The 22,406-nt window shown below is 71.6% G+C and carries 26 protein-coding genes; 11 read left to right on the top strand and 15 right to left on the bottom strand.

Annotation, left to right across the window (positions count from 1 at the left end; translation table 11 throughout):
• The first annotated feature begins 122 nt into the window (after window positions 1-122).
• The gene (locus ABJI51_RS23150) at window positions 123-911 is read left to right on the top strand and encodes an SDR family oxidoreductase (protein ID WP_348953379.1); all 789 of its coding nucleotides are present in this window, start codon (window positions 123-125) and stop codon (window positions 909-911) included.
• 1 nt (window position 912) lies between these two features.
• Complete coding sequence (locus ABJI51_RS23145; protein WP_348953378.1) at window positions 913-1,869, top strand: aldo/keto reductase; 957 nt, start codon at window positions 913-915, stop codon at window positions 1,867-1,869.
• Here the strand turns inward: ABJI51_RS23145 and ABJI51_RS23140 are convergent.
• The 3 genes from ABJI51_RS23140 to ABJI51_RS23130 form a co-directional block, all read right to left on the bottom strand.
• On the bottom strand, window positions 1,866-4,358 hold the full coding sequence (locus ABJI51_RS23140) for a CHAT domain-containing protein (RefSeq protein WP_348953543.1): 2,493 nt from the start codon (window positions 4,356-4,358) through the stop codon (window positions 1,866-1,868). The two genes, ABJI51_RS23145 and ABJI51_RS23140, sit on opposite strands and share 4 nt — an antisense overlap.
• Window positions 4,359-4,565: 207 nt before the next feature.
• Window positions 4,566-4,736: a hypothetical protein gene (locus ABJI51_RS23135; protein ID WP_348953377.1), complete on the bottom strand. Its 171-nt coding sequence runs from the start codon at window positions 4,734-4,736 to the stop codon at window positions 4,566-4,568.
• A 328-nt stretch (window positions 4,737-5,064) separates the two neighbouring features.
• Window positions 5,065-6,204: a serine hydrolase domain-containing protein gene (locus ABJI51_RS23130; protein ID WP_348953376.1), complete on the bottom strand. Its 1,140-nt coding sequence runs from the start codon at window positions 6,202-6,204 to the stop codon at window positions 5,065-5,067.
• Window positions 6,205-6,306: 102 nt separating this feature from the next.
• Between ABJI51_RS23130 and ABJI51_RS23125 the strand changes: the two genes are divergently transcribed.
• The 4 genes from ABJI51_RS23125 to ABJI51_RS23110 all read left to right on the top strand — a co-directional run bounded on the left by ABJI51_RS23125 (window position 6,307) and on the right by ABJI51_RS23110 (window position 9,296).
• The gene (locus tag ABJI51_RS23125) at window positions 6,307-6,729 is read left to right on the top strand and encodes a hypothetical protein (protein ID WP_348953374.1); all 423 of its coding nucleotides are present in this window, start codon (window positions 6,307-6,309) and stop codon (window positions 6,727-6,729) included.
• A gap of 29 nt (window positions 6,730-6,758) precedes the next feature.
• Window positions 6,759-7,121 carry a VOC family protein gene (locus ABJI51_RS23120; RefSeq protein ID WP_348953373.1) on the top strand — a complete coding sequence of 121 codons (363 nt, stop codon included), beginning with the start codon at window positions 6,759-6,761 and terminating at the stop codon, window positions 7,119-7,121.
• A 129-nt stretch (window positions 7,122-7,250) separates the two neighbouring features.
• Window positions 7,251-7,652: an NUDIX domain-containing protein gene (locus ABJI51_RS23115; protein WP_348953371.1), complete on the top strand. Its 402-nt coding sequence runs from the start codon at window positions 7,251-7,253 to the stop codon at window positions 7,650-7,652.
• Between the two features lie 534 nt (window positions 7,653-8,186).
• Entirely contained in the window at window positions 8,187-9,296 is a 1,110-nt protein-coding gene (locus ABJI51_RS23110; RefSeq protein ID WP_348953541.1) for an IS30 family transposase, read from the top strand.
• A 42-nt stretch (window positions 9,297-9,338) separates the two neighbouring features.
• On the opposite strand, the gene ABJI51_RS23105 is transcribed toward ABJI51_RS23110, so the two are convergent.
• The 3 genes from ABJI51_RS23105 to ABJI51_RS23095 all read right to left on the bottom strand — a co-directional run bounded on the left by ABJI51_RS23105 (window position 9,339) and on the right by ABJI51_RS23095 (window position 11,084).
• A complete protein-coding gene (locus ABJI51_RS23105; RefSeq protein WP_348953539.1) occupies window positions 9,339-10,079 on the bottom strand; it encodes a dihydrofolate reductase family protein in 741 nt (246 codons plus the stop codon).
• Window positions 10,076-10,666: a dihydropteroate synthase gene (locus ABJI51_RS23100; protein WP_348953370.1), complete on the bottom strand. Its 591-nt coding sequence runs from the start codon at window positions 10,664-10,666 to the stop codon at window positions 10,076-10,078. Before ABJI51_RS23100 ends, ABJI51_RS23105 begins: the two co-directional genes overlap by 4 nt.
• Window positions 10,667-10,784: 118 nt before the next feature.
• Entirely contained in the window at window positions 10,785-11,084 is a 300-nt protein-coding gene (locus ABJI51_RS23095) for a YciI family protein (RefSeq protein ID WP_348953369.1), read from the bottom strand.
• Window positions 11,085-11,284: 200 nt separating this feature from the next.
• Here ABJI51_RS23095 and ABJI51_RS23090 point away from each other — a divergent pair, with 200 nt between their 5' ends.
• The 4 genes from ABJI51_RS23090 to ABJI51_RS23075 are packed head-to-tail and all read left to right on the top strand — an operon-like array spanning window position 11,285 to window position 14,772.
• Window positions 11,285-12,193, top strand: coding sequence for a hypothetical protein (locus ABJI51_RS23090; RefSeq protein ID WP_348953368.1), 909 nt, complete (start codon window positions 11,285-11,287; stop codon window positions 12,191-12,193).
• Window positions 12,194-12,250: 57 nt separating this feature from the next.
• A complete protein-coding gene (locus ABJI51_RS23085; protein WP_348953366.1) occupies window positions 12,251-13,177 on the top strand; it encodes a phosphotransferase enzyme family protein in 927 nt (308 codons plus the stop codon).
• 24 nt (window positions 13,178-13,201) lie between these two features.
• Window positions 13,202-13,891, top strand: coding sequence for a TetR/AcrR family transcriptional regulator (locus ABJI51_RS23080; RefSeq protein ID WP_348953364.1), 690 nt, complete (start codon window positions 13,202-13,204; stop codon window positions 13,889-13,891).
• Window positions 13,892-13,923: 32 nt separating this feature from the next.
• Complete coding sequence (locus ABJI51_RS23075) at window positions 13,924-14,772, top strand: LLM class F420-dependent oxidoreductase (protein ID WP_348953362.1); 849 nt, start codon at window positions 13,924-13,926, stop codon at window positions 14,770-14,772.
• Here the strand turns inward: ABJI51_RS23075 and ABJI51_RS23070 are convergent, their stop codons facing one another.
• From ABJI51_RS23070 to ABJI51_RS23030, 9 genes are all read right to left on the bottom strand, one after another.
• Complete coding sequence (locus ABJI51_RS23070; RefSeq protein ID WP_348953360.1) at window positions 14,773-15,498, bottom strand: nitroreductase/quinone reductase family protein; 726 nt, start codon at window positions 15,496-15,498, stop codon at window positions 14,773-14,775. It lies immediately after the preceding gene.
• Between the two features lie 175 nt (window positions 15,499-15,673).
• The gene (locus ABJI51_RS23065; protein ID WP_348953359.1) at window positions 15,674-16,501 is read right to left on the bottom strand and encodes a hypothetical protein; all 828 of its coding nucleotides are present in this window, start codon (window positions 16,499-16,501) and stop codon (window positions 15,674-15,676) included.
• Between the two features lie 45 nt (window positions 16,502-16,546).
• Window positions 16,547-17,653, bottom strand: a complete 1,107-nt coding sequence (locus ABJI51_RS23060; protein ID WP_348953358.1) for an epoxide hydrolase family protein — start codon at window positions 17,651-17,653, stop codon at window positions 16,547-16,549.
• On the bottom strand, window positions 17,650-18,195 hold the full coding sequence (locus ABJI51_RS23055) for a dihydrofolate reductase family protein (RefSeq protein WP_348953356.1): 546 nt from the start codon (window positions 18,193-18,195) through the stop codon (window positions 17,650-17,652). The genes ABJI51_RS23060 and ABJI51_RS23055 overlap by 4 nt, the downstream gene beginning before the upstream one ends.
• 101 nt (window positions 18,196-18,296) lie before the next feature.
• On the bottom strand, window positions 18,297-19,322 hold the full coding sequence (locus ABJI51_RS23050) for an LLM class flavin-dependent oxidoreductase (protein ID WP_348953355.1): 1,026 nt from the start codon (window positions 19,320-19,322) through the stop codon (window positions 18,297-18,299).
• Complete coding sequence (locus ABJI51_RS23045; RefSeq protein ID WP_348953537.1) at window positions 19,319-19,810, bottom strand: SRPBCC family protein; 492 nt, start codon at window positions 19,808-19,810, stop codon at window positions 19,319-19,321. Before ABJI51_RS23045 ends, ABJI51_RS23050 begins: the two co-directional genes overlap by 4 nt.
• A gap of 67 nt (window positions 19,811-19,877) precedes the next feature.
• The gene (locus tag ABJI51_RS23040; protein WP_348953354.1) at window positions 19,878-20,381 is read right to left on the bottom strand and encodes a winged helix-turn-helix transcriptional regulator; all 504 of its coding nucleotides are present in this window, start codon (window positions 20,379-20,381) and stop codon (window positions 19,878-19,880) included.
• 32 nt (window positions 20,382-20,413) lie between these two features.
• Window positions 20,414-20,989, bottom strand: coding sequence for a GNAT family N-acetyltransferase (locus ABJI51_RS23035; RefSeq protein WP_348953353.1), 576 nt, complete (start codon window positions 20,987-20,989; stop codon window positions 20,414-20,416).
• A 10-nt stretch (window positions 20,990-20,999) separates the two neighbouring features.
• Window positions 21,000-21,380: a cupin domain-containing protein gene (locus ABJI51_RS23030; protein ID WP_348953352.1), complete on the bottom strand. Its 381-nt coding sequence runs from the start codon at window positions 21,378-21,380 to the stop codon at window positions 21,000-21,002.
• A 52-nt stretch (window positions 21,381-21,432) separates the two neighbouring features.
• On the opposite strand from ABJI51_RS23030, the gene ABJI51_RS23025 reads away from it, so the two are divergent.
• Window positions 21,433-22,398: a helix-turn-helix domain-containing protein gene (locus ABJI51_RS23025; RefSeq protein WP_348953351.1), complete on the top strand. Its 966-nt coding sequence runs from the start codon at window positions 21,433-21,435 to the stop codon at window positions 22,396-22,398.
• Window positions 22,399-22,406 lie beyond the last annotated feature (8 nt).

Raw genomic sequence — 22,406 nt, 5'->3', positions numbered from 1 at the left:
CGAAACCGTGGAACCCAGCGCGATCATGGGCTCTACCAGGACTTTTATCACCCGCGTCGCAACCGGGAAATACATTTCCCGCACGCACGTGACAATGCCGACCCCGAATTACTGGAGCCCGCGTGGAACTGACTGGACGAGTGGCCGTGCTGACCGGCGCGGCCCACGGGATCGGGGCCGCCATGGCCCGCCGCTTCGCCGCGGAGGGCGCGGCGGGGGTGGTCGTGTCCGATGTCGACGCCGCGGGCGCGGCCCGCGTCGCGGACGAGATCGCCACCGCGGGCGGCCGGGCCGTCGCGGTGACCGCCGACGCGACGTCCAAAAAGGACCTGAAGGCGCTGGTCGCGGCGGCGCGCGCGGAGTTCGGCCCGGTGGACCTGTTCTGCGCCAACGCGGGCGCGGCGTTCGGCACCGGCGTGCACGCGGCCGACGAGCAGTGGCAGAAGTCGTGGGAGATCAACGTGATGCAGCACGTCCACGCCGCGCAGGTGGTGCTGCCCGCGATGCTCGCCCGCGGCGAGGGCCACCTGCTGATCACGGCGTCCGGCGCCGGGCTGCTGGGCATCCCCGGCGACGCGCCGTATTCGGTCACCAAGCACGCGGCCGTCGGGCTCGCCGAGTGGCTGGCGATCACCTACCGGCCGCGCGGGGTGCGGGTCAGCGCGCTGTGCCCGCTCGGCGTCCGGACGGCCCTGCTGGAGCCCGGCATCGCCGCCGGCCACCCGGCCGCGCTGGCCATCGCCGCGGCGGCGCCGCTGCTCGAACCCGAGGACGTCGCCGAGGCGGTCGTGCGCGGGCTCGCCAAGGAGGAGTTCCTGATCCTGCCACACGAATCGGTGCGGGAGTCCTTCGCCCGCAAGGCAGGCGCGCTCGACGCGTGGATCGACGAGATGGCCGTCCAGGGAGGCTGAAGTGGAGTACCGCAGGCTGGGCGCGAGCGGGCTCGCCGTCAGCGAGATCGCCTACGGCAACTGGCTGACGCACGGCTCGCCGGGCTGTGTCGAGGCGGCGCTGGACGCCGGCATCACGACGTTCCACACCGCGGCGGCCTGGGACGGCGGCGCCGCGGAATCGGCGTACGGCAAGGCGTTTTCCGGTGTCCGCCGCGACGATCTGGTGCTGTGCACCGGCGTGTTCTGGCCGGAAGGTCCCGGCCCGAACGACACGGGACTGAGCCGCAAGCACGTGATCGCGTCGCTGGAGGGTTCGCTGCGGCGGCTGCGCACCGACTACGTCGACGTCTACCAGCTGCTGCGCTTCGACTACCGGACACCGGTCGCGGAGACGTTCCTGACGCTGTCGGATCTGGTGCGGCAGGGGAAGATCCGGTACGTCGGCACGTCGGAGTGGACGGCCGAGCAGCTGATGCAGGCGCATGAGGCGGCGTCCCGCTACGACGTGCCGCTGATCGCCAACCAGCCGCACTATTCGATGCTGTGGCGGGTGGCGGAGGCGCAGGTGATGCCGGTGGGCGCGCGGATCGGCGTCGGGCAGTTCGCCGCGGTCCCGCTCGCACAGGGCGTGCTGACGGGCAAGTACCGCGACGGCCGGATCGCGGCCGGATCGCGCGCGGCCGGTCCGGCGTACGCGCGGCCGTTGCTGATGCCGGAGCTGCTGGAGCGGGTGGAGCTGCTGCGCGGCGTCGCGGACGACGCGGGCCTGACGATGGCGCAGCTGGCGCTGGCGTGGACGTTGCAGCACGAGAGCGTCGCGTCGGCAGTCATGGGCGCGAGCACGCCGGCGCAGGTCACGGAGAACGCGAAGGCGGCGGGCGTCCGGCTCGACCTCGACGTGCTGACCCGGATCGACCACCTGCTGGGCAGCTTCGTGCAGACCGACCCGCGGCTGGTGTGGTCGCCGCCTGCCTAGCCCGCCCCGAGGCAGACGAACGGACGGCGGAACGGGTCGACGGCGATTGCGTCGGCCAGTGCCAGCGCCGGGCTCTCCCGGACGGCGAGTGCCCGGTAGTAGTCGTCCATCGCGGCCGCCGAGGCCAGGTCGCCGACGCGGGAGAGCGGCGCGATGACCGTCCGCGAGCCGCTGGCCAGCAGCGCGCTGGCGAAGCCGAGGGCCTCGTCGCCCGGCCGGATCCGGTTCAGCGCGAGTTCGCACGCGGCGAAGACGACCTGCCGCGGCGGCTGCCGCAGTCCCGCCATCTCGTGGCCGAAGAGGGCACCGTCGGCTAGTTCGAGCCGGGAGAACAGCGCGTTCTCGGGCTCGTGCGCGCCGTGCGCGGCGAAGTGCGCGAGCTTGGCGCCGTCCAGCGCACGCAGCACGGACTTCACGGTGGCCTTGGCGCCGGTCATCGTGGTGGCGCTCCGGTAGTGCGTGGTCAGCTTCTCGAGTTCCCCGCGCGCCCCAGCCAGCCCGGGCCCGCGGACGAGCACGATCTTGCGGGCCCGCGGCGACTGCGTCCGCTCGGCGGCAAGCCAGGCGGTGGCCGACGGCGCGACGACGGTGGGCCGCCCGCGCAGCCCGGGCAGCACGCCCCACGGCACGGCGTAGAGCGGCCCGGTGGGGACGACGACCAGCTCGCGGTCACCGACGAGACCGGCCAGCGGCCGGATGAGCTGCGCGTCGAGCTTGTCGGCCTGCTTGCGCGCCGACGCCATGACGACCTCGGCCAGCCGTTCGGGCAGGTTGTCGGGCGCCAGGGCATCGAGGTCGACGTTCAGGACGCGCGCCGACTCGGCGGCGGCTTCGGCGGACCCGAGCCGAACGAGCCGGCACTCACCCCCGGCCACGACGACGGCGACGAGTTCGTCCCCGGAAGCGGCAAAGCTGACCATGGCCCGTTCCCCGAGCCGCTCGACGACCTCGTGCAGCCCGGCCACGGGCCGCGGCCGTCCCCACCGCCCGGTGTGCCACCCGAGCCGCTGGGCTTCGCGAAGACGTTCGTTGTACTTCGCCCGCAGCCCGGCAATGGGATGGCCGTCGTGCTGGGCTTCCTGGATGGCCTGCCCGAGCCCGCGGACTTCGGCCACCCGCGCGGCAAGCTCGGGATCAGTCCCGGCGGAGAGCGGTTCGTACCGGTAGGTCTGGGCCCTGGTCCGTTCGAGCCAGACGAACAGCCGCCGCGCATCACTGCGTTCGAGCACGAGCTTGACGGCGAGATCGGCGAGCTCCTGCCCGTGCAGGGCGGTCCCGGAGACGAGATCGAGCCCACCCATCCGATCCCGGACGGCGTCGAGCTCACTGAGCCCGGACCGGATTTCGGTGAGCGCCTTGGCCCGGCTCCCCTGCGCGACGGCGAGTTCGGCCCGGCAGAGACGGCGCAGCATCCGGTAGTCGATGGGGGTGAGCTGCCCGGGCCGGGGCACCTTCTGGAGGGTTTCGACGGCGCGTTTGAGGTTCCCGCGCCGGATGTCGAGCCGGACGGCGAGCATCCGCGCGGTGGCGGCCTGGTCGGTGAGCAGCGGGGTGGCCATCTTCGCCGCGACGCGGAGTGCCCGGGCCGGCAACGCCGCCGGGATCTCTCCGGACCGGAGGCTTTCGCGCACATCGGCCTGCAAGCCGATGAGGGTCGCGTTGGCGACACAGGTGCGGCACCCCACCCGGAGCATCCCGCGCCGGGCCGAAGCGGCCATCGCGCGGGCCAGCTCGAGTTCGTCGTTCATGAGGGCCGCGGAAGCCCGGTGCAGTTCGGCGTTGGCTCGCTTGCGGGTGACGTTGTGCTGCTCGTTCATCGTCGCGAGGACGTCGTCGAGGTGCCCGCCCGCCTCCTCCGCCAGCCCGGCCGAGATCAGTGCCTGCGCCTGCTCGAGCCGGAGCTGGTGCGGTACGTCGAGGCCCAGAGCCCGATAGGTGCGCTCGCCGACCTCGTACAGCCGCAGCGCCTCGGGCACGTCGCCGGTGCGATGGGCGAGCACACCGAGGCTCCTCCGCACATCGGCGGCTTCGACCCGCAGCTCGTGCTTCTCCGCCAGCTCGATCGCCCGCGTGAGATCTTCGCGCGCCTGACGGACGTTGCCGAGCTTCGCGTGCGACCAGCCCCGGGCTGACAACGTCTGGACGTAGGCGCCCATCCGGGCCTCGGGGGCAGAGCCGTGTTCGAGCCGGTACTCGTGGTGTTCGAGCGACGCTTCGAAGTAGCCGATGCTGTCTTCGTTCCGGCCCACCGTCATGAGCTTCATGGCGTAGTTGTGGTTCAGCGATGCGCTGAGCTCCGCCCGAAGCACCGGGTCGGTGACAGCGTCGATCAGCAGGCGGACGTCGTCGAGCGCGGCAAGCCCGGCGGGAACGTCGCCGGTGATCTCGGTCGAAATGGCGGCCAGGGTGCTGGCCAGGCGGATCCGGGTCACCAGCCAGTCGGACCGGTGGGCCGGTGCCACGGGGTGGATCGCGTCGAGAAGGGCCATCCCCTGCCGAAGCTGCCGGACGCCGTCGTGGTAGCGCCCCAGGCACGATGCGGCCGAAGCCGCCTTCTGCAGCGTGCGCACACGCTCGAGCACCTCGGAAGTGTGGGGCTTTGTCACAGGCACACTCCTATGACAGCACAGCCGGGAGCAGAAGGAAGCCCGCCCGCCGTGGAAAGATCGGCAGGCGGGCGGTCACACTCTGGTAACTCAGTTCTGGCGCTGGTAGCACGGGTCGCCACAGTTGGGCGAAACCACCGTGGTCTCGGGCTTGTGGCCGATGTGCACCCAGCCGTGCTCGTCGGGCTCCGGGACCACCGGGCCTGCCTTCTCGATCGGCTCCGGGATCTCTTCCGGCTTGGTGTCCGTGGGCGTCGACATGGTCGATCTCCTCTCCCCTGGGGATCTGCATGGGGACGCTGGCCGTGACGGTGAGTCCCCCATCGCGAGGCCCTCTCCTCGCGAACGGGTCAATAGTTTCACAACGGAGCAATGATCGGGAGGGTTTTCGCTACGGAAAGTCAGTCAGACGCGGATGAGCAGGCGTGATGCTCCGCCTGGAACGTCCTAACGAGTGAACCCTGTAACGGCGTCCACTGCGGACGTGCATTCCTCCGGCCGGGCGGGCGGTGCCTGGACCGGCCGGAGGTGCGTGTTGCTCCCGGTACGGACCGTCACCGCCGGGGCGGCGACGGTCCTTTGTGGATGGCTACGCCGTCGCGGCCGCGTGGATGGCGCGGACCAGGCGGGCGTTCTCCGGGGCCGCTCCGCCCGGGAAGGCGAACCGGCGGCGGTTGTAGCCGTACGTCAGGCCGCTGCGGGGGTCGGCGAAGGCCTGGGAGCCCGCCGCGCCGCTGTGGCCGAAGGCGCCCTGGCCCAGCGTCGGGTAGATGTCCGACACGATCGCGAAGCCGAGGCCGAACGCGTTGCGGTTGCGGGTGGTCAGGTCGTCTCCGACCGAGTGGATCTGGGCGAACGCCGCCGCCGTCTCCGCGCGCAGGAGCGGCTCCGGGCCGCTGATCGCCGCCGCGTACATGCCCGCCAGGCCGCGGGCCGAGGCCACGCCGCCGACCGAGGCCGGGCCCAGGCGGCGGACGACCGGGATGTTCGGCAGGTCCCACAGCTCCGGTGACTTCGCGTTGTTCCGGTTGAACGCGATCCCGGTGATGCTGTCCGGCCCGGTCGCGTTCGCCTCCAGCTGGGCCTGCTGCTCCGGCGTCGGCTGCATCGGCAGCGTGGTCAGGAACCGCGGCTCCAGCTCCTCGGGCAGGCCGAGATAGAAGTCCAGGCCGAACGGCTTCCGGACACGCTCCTCGAAGTGCTCCTGGATGCTGCGGCCGGTGACCCGCCGGACGACCTCGCCGGTCAGCGCGCCGATCACCAGCGCGTGGTAGCCGAACGCCGTGCCGGGCCGCCAGTACGGCCGCTGCGGGGCGAGCCGCTCCGCGATCACCCGGTCGTCCGCCAGCTCCTCGGCGGTGAAGCCCTCGTCGGCGCCGACGAGGCCGGCGCGGTGCGCCAGCAGGTCCCGCAGCGTGATCGCGTCCTTGCCCGCGGCACCGAACTCCGGCCAGTAGTGGGCCACCCGCTGGTCGACGTCCAGCACGCCGTCCTGAACGAGCAGCGCGACCACCAGGTGCGCGGCCCCCTTGGTCGAGGAGAACACGCCGGTCAGCGAGTCGGCCGTCATGGCGGGGCCGGTCCACAGGTCGACGACGCGTTCGCCGCCGACGTGCGCGACCAGCTGAGCGGCGTAGTCGCCCCCTTCGGCGGCCGCGACGGCGGCGAACTCCTCGCGGACGGACTCGAACCCGTCGGCGACGGTCCCCTGGATGTGCTCGGACGACATGGCGGCTCCCTCAGTGATCTTGACGCCTGCGCCAGGATGCAACCGCCGCCACGCCCAGGTATTCCGCGTAACGCCCAGCCGCCCGGAGCGGATGTTCCCGGCATGGGGGCACCGGAGTCCGAAGCCGAATCCGCCGAGACCACCCGGCCCGGCCGCGGCCTGGCGATCGCGTCACTGTCGATCGGCGCGGCCGGCGTCACGCTGGCGCTCGCCACGTGGGCCGCATGGCTGCTCGTCCGGCCGCCGCTGCTGGCCGCGTGGGTGTACTCCTGGGTCGCCCAGGCGTTCGTGCTGGTCCTCGGTGCGCTGTGGTTCGCGCTGCTGCCGATCAGCGTCCTGGCGCTGGTCTTCGGCATCTGCGCGGGCGCGCGCACCCGGCCGGGCTTCGGCCGGATCGGGGCCACCCTGGGAGTCGTCACCCTCCTGCTCGCGTTGTCGGGTGCCGCCGTGTTCGCCACGACTTCGTGGCGCCACGTCGGGCCGCCGATCGCCTACTTCGACACGCAGTCCGGACCGGCACGGTAGGGATCGCGCCGAGCGGGTATCACCCGATCATGAAACTGACCTCCACGGTGCTCGGCACGCCGGAACCCCGCGCGCTCGCCGAGTTCTACTCGAAGCTGCTGGGCTGGCCGATCCGCACCGACGAGCCGGAATGGGTGACGCTGCGCCCGGACGACGGCAGCGCGGGCCTGTCGTTCCAGCTGGAGACCGGGCACGTTCCGCCGGTGTGGCCGCCGGTCGAGGGCACCCAGCAGATGCAGCTGCACCTCGACATCGAAGTGGACGACCTCGAGGAGGCGACGGCACTGGCGACCGCCGCCGGCGCCGTGGTCGCGGACTTCCAGCCACAGGACGACGTCCGTGTGTGTTTCGACCCTGCCGGGCATCCCTTCTGTCTCTGGACTCGTTCGTGAGGTGATCCCTCGCGATCATCGGCCTCCACGCCTACGACGACGGCGGCTGGGACCTCGAGTGCGGCCACCCTTCGCGGCTACCGCGCCCACCTGCCGGCGTCGAGGCCCGGCTGGGCCACAATCGCGCGCATGACGGAGATCGCGCACAAGCACCTGGCCTACTGCTGGATCGCCCGTGGTGACGAGGTGCTGTTCCTGCGCCGCAGGCCCGGCGTCTTCCTCGCCGACCGGTGGGAACTCCCCGGCGGGACTGTCGAGCCCGGCGAGGCCTTCGAGGCCACAGCCGTACGTGAGGTGGCTGAAGAGACCGGCTTGCGGGTGCGCGTCACCGGCGAACTCGCCCGGGATTCGTGGCCGGACGTCGCGGGGCGGGCCATGCGGATCCACGCGTGTGTGTACACAGTGGACGAAGACGGGCTCGGTGCGGTCGTGCTCAATCCCGAGGAGCACGACGACTTCGCGTGGCTTACGCCGGCGCAGGCTCGGGACCTGCCGCTGCCGGATCACTTCCGGCGGCTGCTCGATCGATAGGGTCTTTTGCTGAGGCAGCGCCATTTCGGGGCGCTGCGGAGGTCTTCGGTTGCTGGTCATGTGAACTACGGTACCCGAACGTCCGTTCGAACGGCATCGCTGAATCGAGTGAAAGATCGCGGGATTTTGCTTGCTGGGCAAGGGAATCGTTCTGAGCAGCCCCCGATTTCCACTCTACCGGCGACCACCGACAAAAACGGGCGCCGGGGATGCCGTGGGCCGGATTTGCGTTGGGGGCAGCGGGAAATTCGATCGGGGTGGAGTTGACGAGTGCCCGTCTCGGCATGCCGGACCTAGGCTTCCTGGGCCGGACACCGAGGCCGCGGGGGGTGCCCGGGATGGACTGCATCGTCAGGCCTGGATCTGCCGATCCGTATGCACTGAAGGGCCGGTCCATGGTCGTGAGTGAGAAACAGGGTTAGAACACCTTGGGTTCTAGTGGTGGTTGCAACACCTGGTGTGGGAGGTGTTGTGGTGGCCGGGAAGCGGCGTCGGTGGCTGTCGCGGGATGTTCGGGTGGCGTTCTGGGATCAGATGCGGGCGGGTCTGCCCGTCGAGCGGGCCGCGGTGGCCGCGGGCGTGTCGCGGGCCAGCGGGAGACGGTTGTTCGAGCAGGCTGGTGGCGTGATCACCAACGCGCCGACAGCCTGCTCGGGCCGTTATCTCTCGCTGGCCGAACGCGAAGAGATCATGGTGTTGCATGCTCAGCAGCTGCCGAATGCGGAGATCGCGCGGCGGCTGGGCCGGCACCGGTCCACGATCGGGCGGGAGCTGGACCGCAACAGCACCCTGACCGGGTATCGGGCCAGCACCGCCCAGCACGCGGCCGAGCAGCGGGCGACACGACCGAAACCGGCGAAACTCGCCGAGAACCAGGTCCTGCACGAGCGGGTGCAGCAGGACCTGACCGCGCGGTGGTCACCCGAGCAGATCGCTGCCAGGCTGAAACGGGACTTCCCCGACCAGCCGAGGATGCACGTGACCCACGAAACGATCTACCAGGCCATCTACGTCCAAGGCCGCGGCGCACTACGCCGCGAACTGGCCGCATGCCTGCGCACCGGCCGAGCCCTGCGCACACCCCAGCGCACCCCGGACGGGCGCCGCACCCGCCAGGGCAAGATCACCGGAATGGTCCCGATCTCCGACCGGGCCGTGCCCGGGCACTGGGAAGGCGACCTGATCGTCGGCCAGGACAGCGGTTCGGTGATCGGGACCCTGGTCGAACGCAGCACCCGGTTCTGCCTGCTGCTGCACCTGCCCCACGGCAAAGACGCCGCCGCAGTCGCCGAAGCGATGATCACCGTCATCCGCGGGTTACCGGAGGCGTTGCGCAGGTCGCTGACCTGGGATCAGGGCACCGAGATGGCTCAGCATGCCGCCATCACGATGGCGACCGAGATGGCCATCTACTTCTGCGACCCGCACTCACCCTGGCAACGCGGCACCAACGAAAACACCAACGGCCTGCTGCGCCAGTACTTCCCCAAAAGCACCGACCTATCGGTCCACACCCCGGCTGACCTGGCAAAAGTGGCCGCCGAACTCAACGGCCGCCCCCGCAAAACCCTCGACTGGGACACCCCAGCCGAACGCCTCACGATGCTACTGTCCACACAAGACCCAGTTGCAACAACCGCTTGAATCCACCCACTGTTTCTCACTCACGACAAGCCGCGGCAGACCTCAAACTCGGCGGGTCAGGTACCTCAGCAGGACGCTTCCGCCGTCCGTGAGGACCGAGGCCAGCGCCAGCTCCGCCGGATCGATCGCTCCGCCCACCGCCGCCCGGCTGGCTTCTCCCGCCACCAGGAACGGTGCCACCGTCAACCTGAACTCGTCGATCACGCCCGCCTCGATCAGGGACCCGAACAGGCGGGGCCCGCCTTCGCAGTCGATGCGGCCCAAGCCCTCCGTCACCAGCGTTGCCACCACCAGCTCCGGTGCCACCTGCTGCTCGCCCGTCACGAACACCCTGGCTCCGTTGGCCTCCCACGCCTCGCGCAACGGCTCGGGCGTTGCCGCGCACGTGAACACCAGCGTCGGGACCGCCGCCTTCGTGATCACCGGGGCGTCCGGGGGCAGGGAACGGCCCGTCGTCACCACCGCCACCGGGGCGATCGGGGCCAGGCCGAACCGGCGCCTGCGGTCGGCCGTCCGCTCGTCCGGGCGCATGCCCTCGAAGCCCTCGGCCATCGCCGTCCCCGCGCCCACCAGGACGACGTCGGCCAGGTCGTTGCCCAGCCGGTAGACGATCCGGTCGGCCGGGGTCGACAGGGCCCGCGACCGGCCCTCGACCTCGATCGCGCCGTCCGTGCTGGACACGAAGTTCACCGCCAGCCAGCGTCCACCTTCCGGATAGCGGTACAGCTGCTCGAGGTCCTCCTCGCCCAGGTCGCGTTCCCGCGGCCAGACCTGGCGGATCACTCCCATCGGACCGCCTTCGCCGGCGGGCGGGTGCCCGCGATGCTCGCCGCCATCTCCGCCACCTGACGCGTTTCGCGCACGTGCGCCGTCCGGATGATCGCCGCTCCCGCCGACGCCGCCAGCGCCGCCAGGGCCAGGCCCGCCGGGGTCCCGTCGTCCGCCGCCTCGACCAGGACCGGCACGTCGTCCGGCAGCGACGGCGCCGTCCGCACCACGCCGGCGTCCAGGACGACGCCGCCGTCGGGCAGGCCTGCCACGCCGGACAGCGACGGCGCGGCGTAACCGGCGCCGAACCGGGCCGCGACCGCGGCCAGGTCGGCGCGGGCGAGGATGAGGTCCGCGCCCGCTTCGCAGCAGGCCGCGGCCACCGCGGGATCCGCGGTGTCGATCCCGGTGACCAGGCCGGGGAAGGTCTCACGCGTCCAGGCGACCAGGGACTCGGCGCCGGTTCCGGCGAAACACACGAGGTCGGCGCCGTCGGCGGCGGCGCGGCGGACGGCGTCCTGCTCCGGGAGCACCGCGGCCAGCACCAGCGCGCGGTCACTGCTCAACCGGCGGCCCCGGAACACGAGGTCGGGGGTTTTCATCGCACTCTCCCTGCTGGACGTCCGGGCTTCGCGATCATAAGCGAGCCGTCAGGCGAGTGCTTGTTCGCGGCAGGTGGCGGGGCATCGTCGCCGGGCCACCCGGCCGTGGCGGTACTCCTCAGGAGGCGATGGCCTCGTTGAATGCCAGCAGCTCCTGCGCGGTGCGCGTGGCGGTGAACTCGATGACGTCGTAACGGGCGAGGCGCCGCACGACCAGCGGGTCGCTGGCGAGCACGGCGTCGAGCTTTCCGCGCAGCACCGAGCGGGTCAGGATCACCTGGTCGGCCGTGCCCGCGCCCTTTCCGGAAACGAGGAAGACTCCTTTCGTGAATTGTTTGCGTACCCAGTCGAAATGATCCGGGAGCGCGTAGTCGACTTCGGTTTCGGGTGCCGTGTAGGTCAGCAGTGCGATGTACATGATTTGATCGTAGGACCGCCGGCACCGCATCGCATCCGCCTCTTGAGTGGCGCCGGACACCATTTCGGCAATACGCAATTCAAGAAACAGCGTACATTCTTTACACTCGCTTTTTGAACAGCGTACGCCCAGGAGCGTACGTCCACGTGCCGACGCCGGGCCGACGCGGCGGCACCGCCGCGCGGGTGACACTCGGCGCCATGAACCCACTGACCCGGATCTGGCACGACGGCAGGCGAGCCGAGCGGATCGCCTACGCCGTCGGCGCGGTGCTCTTCCTGAGCGGCACCGTGCACGCGATCGTGCTCCTCGCCACCGGCGGCTCCTGGCTGGGGCCGCTGTCACTGCGGAAGGCCGTCACGTTCGGCCTGTCGTTCGGGCTGACGCTCGTGTCGGTCGCCTGGGCGACGTCGTTCCTCACCGTCCGCGAGCGGTGGCGGAACGTCCTGCTCGGCACGTTCACCGTGGCGAGCGTCGCCGAAGTCGCGCTGGTGAGCATGCAGGCGTGGCGCGGCGTGCCGTCGCACTTCAACTTCGAGACGCCGTTCGACAACGTCGTTTCGATGACGCTCGCCGCGGGCGGCGGGGTGATCATCGTGACCGTCATCGGGTTCACGGCCGCCGCGCTCGTCGAGCCGGGCCCGGCCGCGCCGAGCCTGCGCCTGGCCATCCGGGCGGGCCTGGCCGTGCTGCTGGTCGCGCTGGCCACCGGCGCGGTGATGATCGGCCGCGGTGTCGTGGCGGCCCGCGGCGGCGACCCGCAGCTGGCGTACACGACGGCGGGATCGCTCAAGCCGCTGCACGCCGTGGCGATGCACGCGATTCTCGTGCTGCCCGCGCTGGCCTGGCTGCTGCGGTTCAGCCGGTGGCCGGAGCCGCACCGGATGCGGGTCGTCAAGACGGCCGTCGCCGCCGACGCCGTGCTCACGGCCGTGATCGGCGTCGAATCCTTCACCGGTATCGACCCGCTTTCCGCGCCGCTTCCGGTGCTCGGCCTGTCCGCGCTGGCCGCCGCCGTGCTCGCCGCCACCGGGATCTACGCGCTGACCGGTGTTGAACCGGCCGTCCGGTCCGCACGTGTTCCCGGCGGGAAGGCAGGGGGCCGGTAAGCGGCGGACGGAGAACGGCATGACCACCACCGGGACGTTCAGCTGAGCACCTGGGCGATGGCCGACTTCCAGGCGAACACCCGGCCGTTCGCCGAGCTCGACCGCGCCGGCCGCACGCGGCGGCTGCGGCGTCTCGCCGAAGCGGCGCTGACCGCCTACGACGTGCCGGTCGCGCGGCTGACCCCGTTGGCGCACGGGCAGAACACGGCGTTCCGAATCGACGGCGCCGACGGCCACCGGTACGTGCTGCGCGTGCAACGCCCCGACGGGCCCGGCACCGCGCAGGTCCGTGCCGAGATGACCTGGCTCGCGGCGCTGAACCGCGACACCGGGCTCGTGGTTCCGCGGCCGGTGCCGACGCGTGAGAACGACCTGGTCACCGTGGTCGCCGATCCCGCCGTGCCCGAGCCTCGCACGTGCGTGCTGTGCCACTGGGTCGACGGCCGGTTCGTCGAGGAGCGGCTCAGCGCGCCGCAGCTGTACGCGGTCGGCGAGTTCGCCGCGCGGCTGCACCGGCACGGCGCTCGGATGAACGGCCTCGACCGCGGCCGCGTCGACGACCTGACCGGCTTCGGCCGCACCCAGGTGGACGGCTTCTCCGCGGCGGTCGTCGAGCGCGCGGTCGCACTGGCCGGCGGCGACGAACGGATCCGCGAGGCGGTCGCGCGGGCCCGCGCGGTGCGGGCCGGGCTGGGCTACGGCGCCGACGTCTTCGGGCTCGTGCACGGCGACCTGCGCCAGGAGAACTACCTGGTGCACCGCGGCCGGGTGGGGGTGATCGACTTCGACGACTGCGGCTTCGGGCACTACGCCTACGACCTCGCCGTGGCCCTCGACGCGCTCGGGCACCTGCCCCAGCGCGAAGCTCTGCGCGAGGCGCTGCTGGAGGGCTACCGGTCGGTGCTCCCGGCCACGGCCACGACCGACCCGGAGGTGCTCGGCGCCTTCGCCGAGCTGCGGCGCGTCCAGCTCCGGCTGCGGTGACAGCGCTCTCGTTACAATTGCTACATGGCCGGACGATCGAGCAACGCCACGAGCACCCGCGACCGCCTGCTGCTGGCCGCCGGGCAGCTGCTGCACGAGGCAGGCGACGGCCCGGTGTCGACGCGGGCGATCTGCGAGCGCGCCGGTGTCCAGGCCCCCACGCTGTACCACCACTTCGGCAGCAAGCAGGGCCTGCTCGACGCGGTCGTGAACTACGGCTTCACGCAGTACGTCCAGGACCTTCCGGACGACGGCGACCCGGTGGACCGGATCCGCGCGGGCTGGGACCGGCACGTCGAGTACGGCCTGGCCCATCCTGCGTTCTACGTGCTTCTTTACGGTCAGATCGAACCGGGCGTGCCGTGCAACCTGACCTCCAGCGCCGAGGCGATGCTGCTGGACCTGTTCACGCCGCTCGCGCGCGACGGACGGCTGCGCGTCGAGGCGGCGGCCGCCGCGCGGCAGTTCGCGGCGGCCAACAGCGGGGTCACCCTCAGCCTCATCGCCCAGCCGGAGGAGAGCCGCGACCTGGCAATGTCCGCGCAGGTCAGGGAGGCCGTCCTGGCCGGGCTGCTCACCGGCCGCCCGGCCACGGAGACGTCCGTCAGCGCGCTCGCGGTCGCTTTGTCGACCGCGCTCGCGGACGACGTCGACGCGCTGACCACCACCGAGCGCCAGCTGATGCGGGAGTGGCTGCACCGGCTTGCCGGCTGACAGCCGTCGCTACATTTGCTACATTGACCACTATGGCAAATGTAGTGAAGCAGTTCGGCGTGTTCCTGGCCCCGCACCGCGACGACGCCACCCGCCGGGCGCAGGCGATCGCGGCCGACCGGCTCGGCTACGGGACGGTCTGGTTCGGCACCGGCCGCGCCTCGGTCGGCGACCTCGCCTTCGTCGAGGACGTGCTCGCCGCGACCGAGCGGATCACCGTGGCGACGGCGATCGTCAACATGTGGGTCGACGAACCGGAAACCCTGGCCGCGTCCTACCACCGGCTCGCGGACCGCTACGGAAAGCGCTTGCTGCTGGGCATCGGCGTGGGACATCCCGAGTCGGTCACCGGATACCGCAGCCCCTACGACAAGATCGTCGACTACCTCGACCGCCTCGACGCGGCCGGCGTCCCCGCCGACGCCCGGATCCTCGCCGCGCTCGGCGACCGCGTGCTGAAGCTGGCCGCCGAGCGCACCGCGGGCGCGCACCCGTACCTGGTGCCGGTCGCGCACACGCGGCACGCCCGGTCGATCCTCGGCCCGGGCAAGCTGCTCGCGGTGGAGCACAAGGTGGTCGTCGAAGAAGACCCGGTGGCCGCGCGCGCCATCGGCCGCCCGTACGTCCGCGATCCCTATCTGGGCCTGCGGAACTACGTGACCAACCTGCTGCGCCACGGGTATACGGAAGCCGACGTCGCCGAGGGCGGCAGCGACCGCCTGATCGACGACCTCGTCCTCCACGGCTCGCCGGAGACGGTCGCGAAGGGCCTGCTGTCCCATGTGGACGCCGGGGCGGACCACGTTGCGGTGCAGGTACTCGGTGCGACACCCGAGGCAGAGCAGGAAAACCAGCGCAGGCTGGCCGAGGTGCTGCTCTGATCAGCCGGGCGGGGCGGGCAGCAGGGCGTTGAGGGCGGCGACCAGAGTGCGTTCCTCGTACTCGAAGTGACTGTCCAGTTCGGACCGGAGCCGGTCGAACTCCGCGCGCAGGCGGACCGGATCGGTTTCGGAGCCGACGAGCCGCTGGATCTCCTCCTGCAGCCGCGCCACGACGAGGTGCTCTTCATTGAGTTTCGCCAGTGCCGGGGCCAGGGCCGGAAAACGCTGTGCCAGCATGGGAAAGATGTGCTGTCCTTCGCCGGTGTGGTGGCGCGTGAGCGCCGTGCAGAACCCGGCACACCGCGTGCTCAGCCGCCGCGGCGTGCCGCAGTCCAGCTCGGCGCGCAGCTCCTTCAGCTCGGCACGCAGCCAGTCGTGCACCTCGACGAGCCAGTCGCCCATGCGGCGGGTGTCGTCGATCCGGTGCAGCTCGACGACGGGCAGGACGCGGGTCGTGCGTGCCTGGTAGTCCGCGAAACCCGGGGCCCGCGCGACGATCTCGGCGAACAGCGGGTCGCGGTCGGGTGGCAGCGATGCCATTGCTTCGAACGTCTCGCTGTCCGTTTCCACCTGGACGAGGGGATTGTGCCGGATGTTGTGGTACCAGCCGGGATGCCGGGGCGCGCCCATCGCCGAAGCGACGACGACGAGCCTGCCGTCGATGTCCAAGGCTCCCAAGGGAACCCGGTGTTTCCGTCCGGTGCGGGCGCCGGTCGTGGTGAGCATGATCAAGCTCGCGAAGTCCTTTCGGGTGCGCTGAGACGCCGGAAGACCAGGTTCCGGTGCAAGGAAAAGAGAGAAAAGGGGTGAGCGACAACGACGTGTCGATCTCAAAGGGGGCTCAGTGGCCACTACCTCCGTGCGTAGGCCCATCCGGGGCGCGTTCACACGTTAGCACGCCTCAGCGGGCGGCGTCAGCGGCCTTCTGCGCCTCGTTGGCGATCGCGTCGGCCTGTTCGTAGTTTTCCTTGGCCTTCTCGAACTCCGCCGTCGCGCGCTCGGCGCGTTCCTCGGCCTCGGCCAGGCGGGCGCGCAGGTCCTCGACCCGCGCGTTCGCCTGCTCGGCCGCGCGTTCGGTGCGGACGAGATCGCGCTCGGCCACGGCGCGGTCCTTGGCTCGCTCGGCGGCTTCCTTGCGCAGACGCTCACGTTCGGCGCGGGCGCGGGCCCGCTCCTGCTCTTCGCGCCGGTGGTCGCGCTTGGGTTTCGCCGGCTCGGCCTTGTCCACCAGCTTCTGCGGACGCTTGCCGGTGGCGGGCGGGACGCTCGCGGCGAGGGTGAACCACTGGTCGGTGTCCTGGTGCGCCACCGAGGTCAGCCGTCCGGCCACGGCGAGCGCGGCCGTCGCCGGGTCGGCGGCGACCGCTTCGAGGGTCGCCTCGACCTCGCGGGACACCGGGTCGCTCATCGACGGCAGCCCGTGGACGATCTGCCGGACGAGCTCCCCGCGGCGGCGGGTCAGGGCACGCAGTTCGTCACCGGCGAGGCGGGCGTGGGCGTCCCGCAGCTCTTCGCCCAGCTCGGCCAGCTCACGCAGCTGGGTGGCGTCCTCCCGGGCGAGGCGGTTGACGATCGCCGCGGCCGTGGTCGGCTTGCGCAGGTCGCGGATCCGGGCCGCCAGCTCGGTGTCGCCGCCGGCCTTGGCGGCCTTCGCCGCCGCGTTGCGCGCGCTGACGAACTCCGCGAGGTCGCCCCCGTAGAGCTCGTCGGCCACCGTGTCGAAGTCCATCGTGCTCCAGCGAACCACATCGGCGGGGTGCGGGCACCTTCCGCGCTAGCGGACCAGCCGGAAGAACGTCCGCACCTCCTCGGTGAACAGCTCGGGCTGCTCGTAGGCCGCGAAGTGCCCGCCCCGGTCCAGCTCGTTCCAGTGCCGGATGTCGGTGTACCTCCGCTCCGCCCAGCGACGGGACGGCCGGGGCATTTCCGCCGGGAAGATCGAACAGCCCGCCGGGACGTCCACCGTGTCGTCCGTTGCCTCGGCGAACCACCGCTGCACCTTGCGGATGCTCTCCCAGTACAGCCGGGCCGACGAGGTCGCCGTGCCGGTCAGCCAGTACAGCGTGATGTCGTCCAGCAGCTCGTCGCGGGTGAACGGGAAGCCGTCGGACCACGCGTGGAACTTCTCCACCAGCCAGCCGCACAGGCCCGCCGGGGAGTCCGCCAGCCCGTACCCCAGCGTCTGCGGGCGCGTCGACTGCAGCACCGAGTACCCGTCCTCCCAGCGCTGGGCGTGCTTCAGCGCGTCGAGCGCCGCGCGCTCCGCCGGAGTCAGGTCGCCGAACGTCGCCGGGTCGGGCGCGGCGATCGGCGGGTTCAGGTGGATGCCCGCCAGGTGGGCCGCGTCCTGCTGGGCCAGTGACGTCGTGATCGACGTCCCCCAGTCGCCGCCCTGGGCGCCGTAACGCGCGTACCCCAGGCGGGCCATCAGCGAAGCCCACGCCGCCGCGATGCGCTCGATGCCCCAGCCCGGCTCCGACGGCTTGTCGCTGAAGCCGTAGCCCGGCAGCGAGGGGATCACCAGGTGGAACTCGCGCGCGAGCGGCTCGATCACCTTGCCGAACTCGACGAACGAGCCCGGCCAGCCGTGGGTGAGCAGCAGCGGGAGCGCGTCCGGATCCGGCGACCGCACGTGCAGGAAGTGGATGCCCAGCCCGTCGATCTCCGTGCGGTACTGCGGAAACCGGTTGAACCGGGCTTCGCAGCGCCGCCAGTCGTAGCCGGAAGCCCAGTATTCGCACAGCGAACGCAGGTAGCCCAGCGGCGTGCCCTGGCTCCAGTCGCCGACCGGCTCCGCCTCGGGCCAGCGGGTCGCGCGCAGGCGGGCACGCAGGTCCTCGAGGTCGGCCTCGGGCACGTCGATCCGGAACGGGGTGATCATGCCGGCGCGTAGGTCAGCTGGACGACGCCGTTGCCGAACGCGGCCGACTTCCGCAGCACCAGCGGGAAACCCGGGCCCTCGTCGGGGAACAGCCGCTTCCCGCGGCCGACGACGACCGGGTACAGCAGCAGGTTCAGCTCGTCGACCAGGCCCTGCGCCAGCAGCCAGCGCACCGCCGTGGTGCTGCCGCTGGTCATGATGTCGCCGCCGGGCCCGGCCTTCAGCGCCCGGACCGCCTCGGCCGGGTCGCCGGTCAGCAGGACCGAGTTGTTCCACGTCACCTCGGACAGCGTCGAGGACAGCACGTACTTGCGCACGTTGTTCATGAACTCGGCGCCTTCGTCGTCCTCGACCGTGCGGCCGGGCCACGCCTCGGCGAAGCCTTCGTAGGTGACGCGGCCCAGCAGCATCGCGTCGGCCGCGGCCATCCCGCTGCCGACCGCCTGGCCGATTTCGTCGTTCCAGTACCGCAGCGACCACTTGTCCGGTGCTTCGACCACGCCGTCGAGCGACATGAACAGGTTCGAAACGATCTTGCGCATGGGCCCCCCTTGGGTCGGGTCCCACTATGACGCAAAGACCCGCCGTCGCGCAGCCGGTTCGGGTATCCGTCCATTCGCGACGGTCTCCGCCCGCGCGGGCTTCACAGCAGGTCGAGCGCGCGGCCCAGCGTGGTGAGCCGCGCGTCGAGCGTCTCGCCTGCCGGGTACAGCCGGACCGTGTCGACGCCGGTGTCCCGCCAGACCCGCAGGCGGTCCCGCACCATCTCCTCGGTGCCGATCAGCGTCGTGCCCAGCACCATCTCGTCGGTGACCAGCGCGGCGGCGCCGTCGCGGTCCCCGGCCTGCCAGCGGTCGCGGACCTCGGCCGCGACGCCGGCCCAGCCCTGGCGGCTGTAGGCGTCGTTGTAGAAGTTCGTGGTGGCCGAGCCCATCCCGCCGAGGCTGAAGGCGAGTTCCTTCTTGCGGCTGCCGACCAGGGCGCGCAGCTCGTCTTCGTTGTCCGCGAAGGCAACTTCGGCGCCTTGGCAGACGTCGATGTCTGCGCGCGTGCGGCCCGACTTCGCCAGCCCCGCGTCGAGGGGCGCGAAGTACGCGCCGGCGCCTTCGGGCACGAAACTGGTGCCCAGCCAGCCGTCCGCGACCTCGCCGGTGAGTTCCAGCAGCTTCGGCGACAGCGCGGCGAGGTAGATCGGGATGTCCGGGTTCGGCGCGGTGGACAGCCGCATCGGGCGCGCTTCCCCGGGCAGCGGGATCTCGAACGCCCGGCCGGAGAACGAAATCTTCTCCCCCGCGAAGGCCTGGCGGATGATCTCGACGGTCTCCCGCATCCGCGTCAGCGGTTTCGCGAACGGGACGCCGTGCAGCCCTTCGATCACCTGCGGGCCGGACGGGCCGAGCCCGAGCGCGAACCGGCCGCCGGACAGGTCGGCCAGCGTCAGTGCCGCCTGCGCGATCGCGACCGGCGAGCGCGTGCCCAGCTGGATGATGCCGGAGCCGAGCCGGATGCGCTCGGTGCGGGCGGCGAGGTAGCCGAGCGCGGACGGCGCGTCCGAGCCCCAGGCCTCGGCGACCCAGCAGCCGTCGAGGCCGAGCTTTTCCGCCTCCAGCACGAAGTCCAGCGTCGTGCGGGTGTCGCGCGAGAACTCGACGGTGGTCGCGGTCCTCACCGGTTTTCGACCCTGGCCTTGATCGCGGCGACCGTGGCGGTCATCGCCGTCTCGAACTCGCGCAGGCGGACGAAGACGATCTTCTGTTCCTTCTCCGGCATCCGGTCGATCGCGAACGACAGCCCGGACCGGCCGGGGCCCAGCCGCATCCACTGGCTCAGGCGCGTGCCGCCGCCGTCGGGTTCGAGGGTGAACTTCCAGACGGCGCTGGGCTCGTCCGGGTCCTGCACGGCCCAGGCGAACACGCGCGGCGCGGCGCACTCCACGACGTAGGAGGTCGTCTCCCACTCGCCGAACGCCTCGTGCCTGCTGCGGCCGACGAAGCTGCGACCGGGTTCGGACCACTCGACGGACTGCAGTTCCGCGCTCATCTCGGGCATCAGCGAGATGTCCGAGACGACCGGCCAGACGTCCTCGGGCGCGGCGTCGATCCACGTCGAGACCTCCGCCGTCGGCAGGTCGGCGTACCGCGCACCGGTCCACTCCATCGTGGTCACCCTCCTCAGGATCGCCCTGACCACGATAGTTGCGTAGATAGACTTACTCTGTCAACGCTCACTCCTGCCGGGCGAAGCGCTCCTCGACGTCCGGGCGCTGCGCCAGCCGCGGCGGGAAGCCGGGGCCGCGGCGCATCCGCGTGTCGTCCGGTGTCATCGGCTCGCGGCACTGCGCACAGACGATCTCGGCGTGCGTGTCGTGCCCGCAGGCCAGGTGGTGCACGGTGATCGGCGGGCCCGCCTCCCCGGCCAGCCACTTGTCGCCCCAGCGGGTCATCGCGAGCAGCACCGGGTAGAAGTCGCGGCCCTTCTCGGTGAGCACGTAGTCGTGACGCACCGGCTCGGTCTGGTACGGGACCTTCTCCAGCAGTCCCTCGTCGACCAGCCGCTTGAGCCGGTCGGCGAGGGTGTTGCGCGCGATGCCGAGCGCCTGCTGGAACTCGTCGAAGCGGCTCACGCCGTAGAAGGCGTCCCGCAGCACCAGCGGGGTCCACCAGTCGCCGAGCAGGTCCATGGTGCGCGCGATCGAGCACGGCCACTGCGCGAACGAGGTCCGTTTCATGCGGCCGAGAGTACGCCGTTCCGGAGAGAGACTCAGCAGGTCAGGCGCATGACGACCCGCCGCGCGGTCGGGCGGCTCACCTCGGTGAACCCCGCGTCGGCGAAGATCCCCACGGTGCCGACGAACAGCTCGCCGGGCCACGCGAGCTTCTGTCCCGGGTCGACGACGATCGGGTATCCCTCGACGGCACGGGCACCCCGCTCGCGGGCGAAGTCGCCCGCGGCCTTGGCCAGGGCCGCGCTGACGCCCCGGCGCCGGAAGCCCTTGCGCGTGACGAAGCAGGTGACCGCCCAGACGCCGTCGTCGGCCTTGTCCTCGTCACGGCCGGCCCAGACCAGGCGGCTGTTCGCGAGCCGCCGGTAGGCGGTGCGCGGCTCGACCGCGCACCAGCCGGCGGGCTCGCCGTCGAGGTAGGCGACGAGCCCGGTGGCGTGGTCGGCGGTCTGCGCGCGGAACCGCTGTGCCCGCTCCTCGGCGGTCCCCGACCGCCACTCGGCGGGCGTGTCCTTGAAGTACTGGCAGCGGCAGCGGGCCGGATCGCCGCGATCGCCGAAGATCGCTTCCAGGTCCGCCCAGGACACCTGGTCGACGGGGACGACAGTCAGCATGCCCCCGAAACTAGACCAGGTGGCCGGTCGTGACGTCGACGTGGCCGGGGACGTCGTCGTGCGCGTCGCCGACCGTGAGCGTCCCGGCGGGCTCGACCAGCAGCACGCTCGCGCCCGTCCTCGACGACGGCTTGTGGAAGGTGCCCTTCGGGACGACGAAGACCTGCCCGCGCGCCAGCGTCACGACGCGTTCGTCCGGGTCCCGCAGGCCGATCTCGATCTCGCCGTCGAGCACCAGGAAGAACTCGTCGGTGTTTTCGTGGACGTGCCAGACGTGCTCGCCGCCGAACCGGGCGAGCCGGATGTCGTAGTCGTTGACGCGGGTGACGATCCGCGGGCTCCAGACGGCGTCGAAGCTCGCGAGGACTTCGGTGAGGTCGATCGGGTTCATGGGCCTGATCGTGCGCCTGGCGTCCCGGGCGGGCGAGTGCTAGGAATCGCACATGCCGCAAGAATTCTCGCACCGGGTCGTCGCCATCGTCACCGAGCAGTCGAACCCGTTCGAGGTGGGCGTCGCGACGGAGCTGTTCGGGCTGCGGCGCCCGGAGCTGGACCGGCCCTGGTACGACTTCACGCTCTGCGCGGCGACGCCGCGGGTGCGGATGAACCTCGGCATGTTCACGCTGTCCGGCGTGGCCGGGCTCGAGGCGGCCGACACGGCGGACACGCTGATCGCCCCGGCCCGCCCGAACACGGGCGAGCCGACGGACCCGGCGATCCTCGCGGCGATCCGCCGGGCGGCGGACCGCGGAGCCCGCCTGGTGAGCTTCTGCACGGGCGCGTTCGCCCTGGCGGAGGCGGGCGTCCTGGACGGGCGGCGGGCAACCACGCACTGGCAGTGGGCGGCGGAGTTCGCCGAGCGCTTCCCGGCGGTCCGCTGGGAGCCGGACGTGCTGTTCGTCGACGAGGGAGACGTCCTGACGGCGGCGGGCAGCGCGGCCTCGCTGGACCTCGGCCTGCACCTGATCCGCCGCGACCACGGCGCGGAGGTGGTCAACGCGGTCAGCCGCCGTCTGGTGTTCACGGGTCACCGCGACGGCGGCCAGCAGCAGTTCATCGCCCGCCCGGTCCCGGCGGTCCCGGACACGTCACTGGCCCCGGTCCTGGCCTGGGCCCTGGAACGCCTGGACACCCCGCTGACGGTGGCCGACCTGGCCACCCGGGCGGCAACGAGCCAGGCAACGCTGCACCGGAAGTTCCGCGCGGAGCTGGGAACGACGCCGCTGGCGTGGTTGACGACAGAGCGGGTGACACTGGCCTGCCGCCTGATCGAGCGCGGGGAGCTGCGGCTGGACCGGGTGGCCGCGGCAAGCGGTTTCGGCACGGCGGCCAACCTGCGGGCGCAGTTGCGTCGGCACACCGGGCTCAGCCCGAGCGCGTACCGGCGCCGGTTCGGCCCGGCGGCGTGAAGGTCGGG

The organism is Amycolatopsis melonis (genome assembly GCF_040064235.1).
GTDB classification, from domain to species: Bacteria; Actinomycetota; Actinomycetes; order Mycobacteriales; family Pseudonocardiaceae; genus Amycolatopsis; species Amycolatopsis melonis.
The sequence above is the reverse complement of the archived record's forward strand: the minus strand, read 5'-3'. Positions and strand labels throughout refer to the sequence as shown.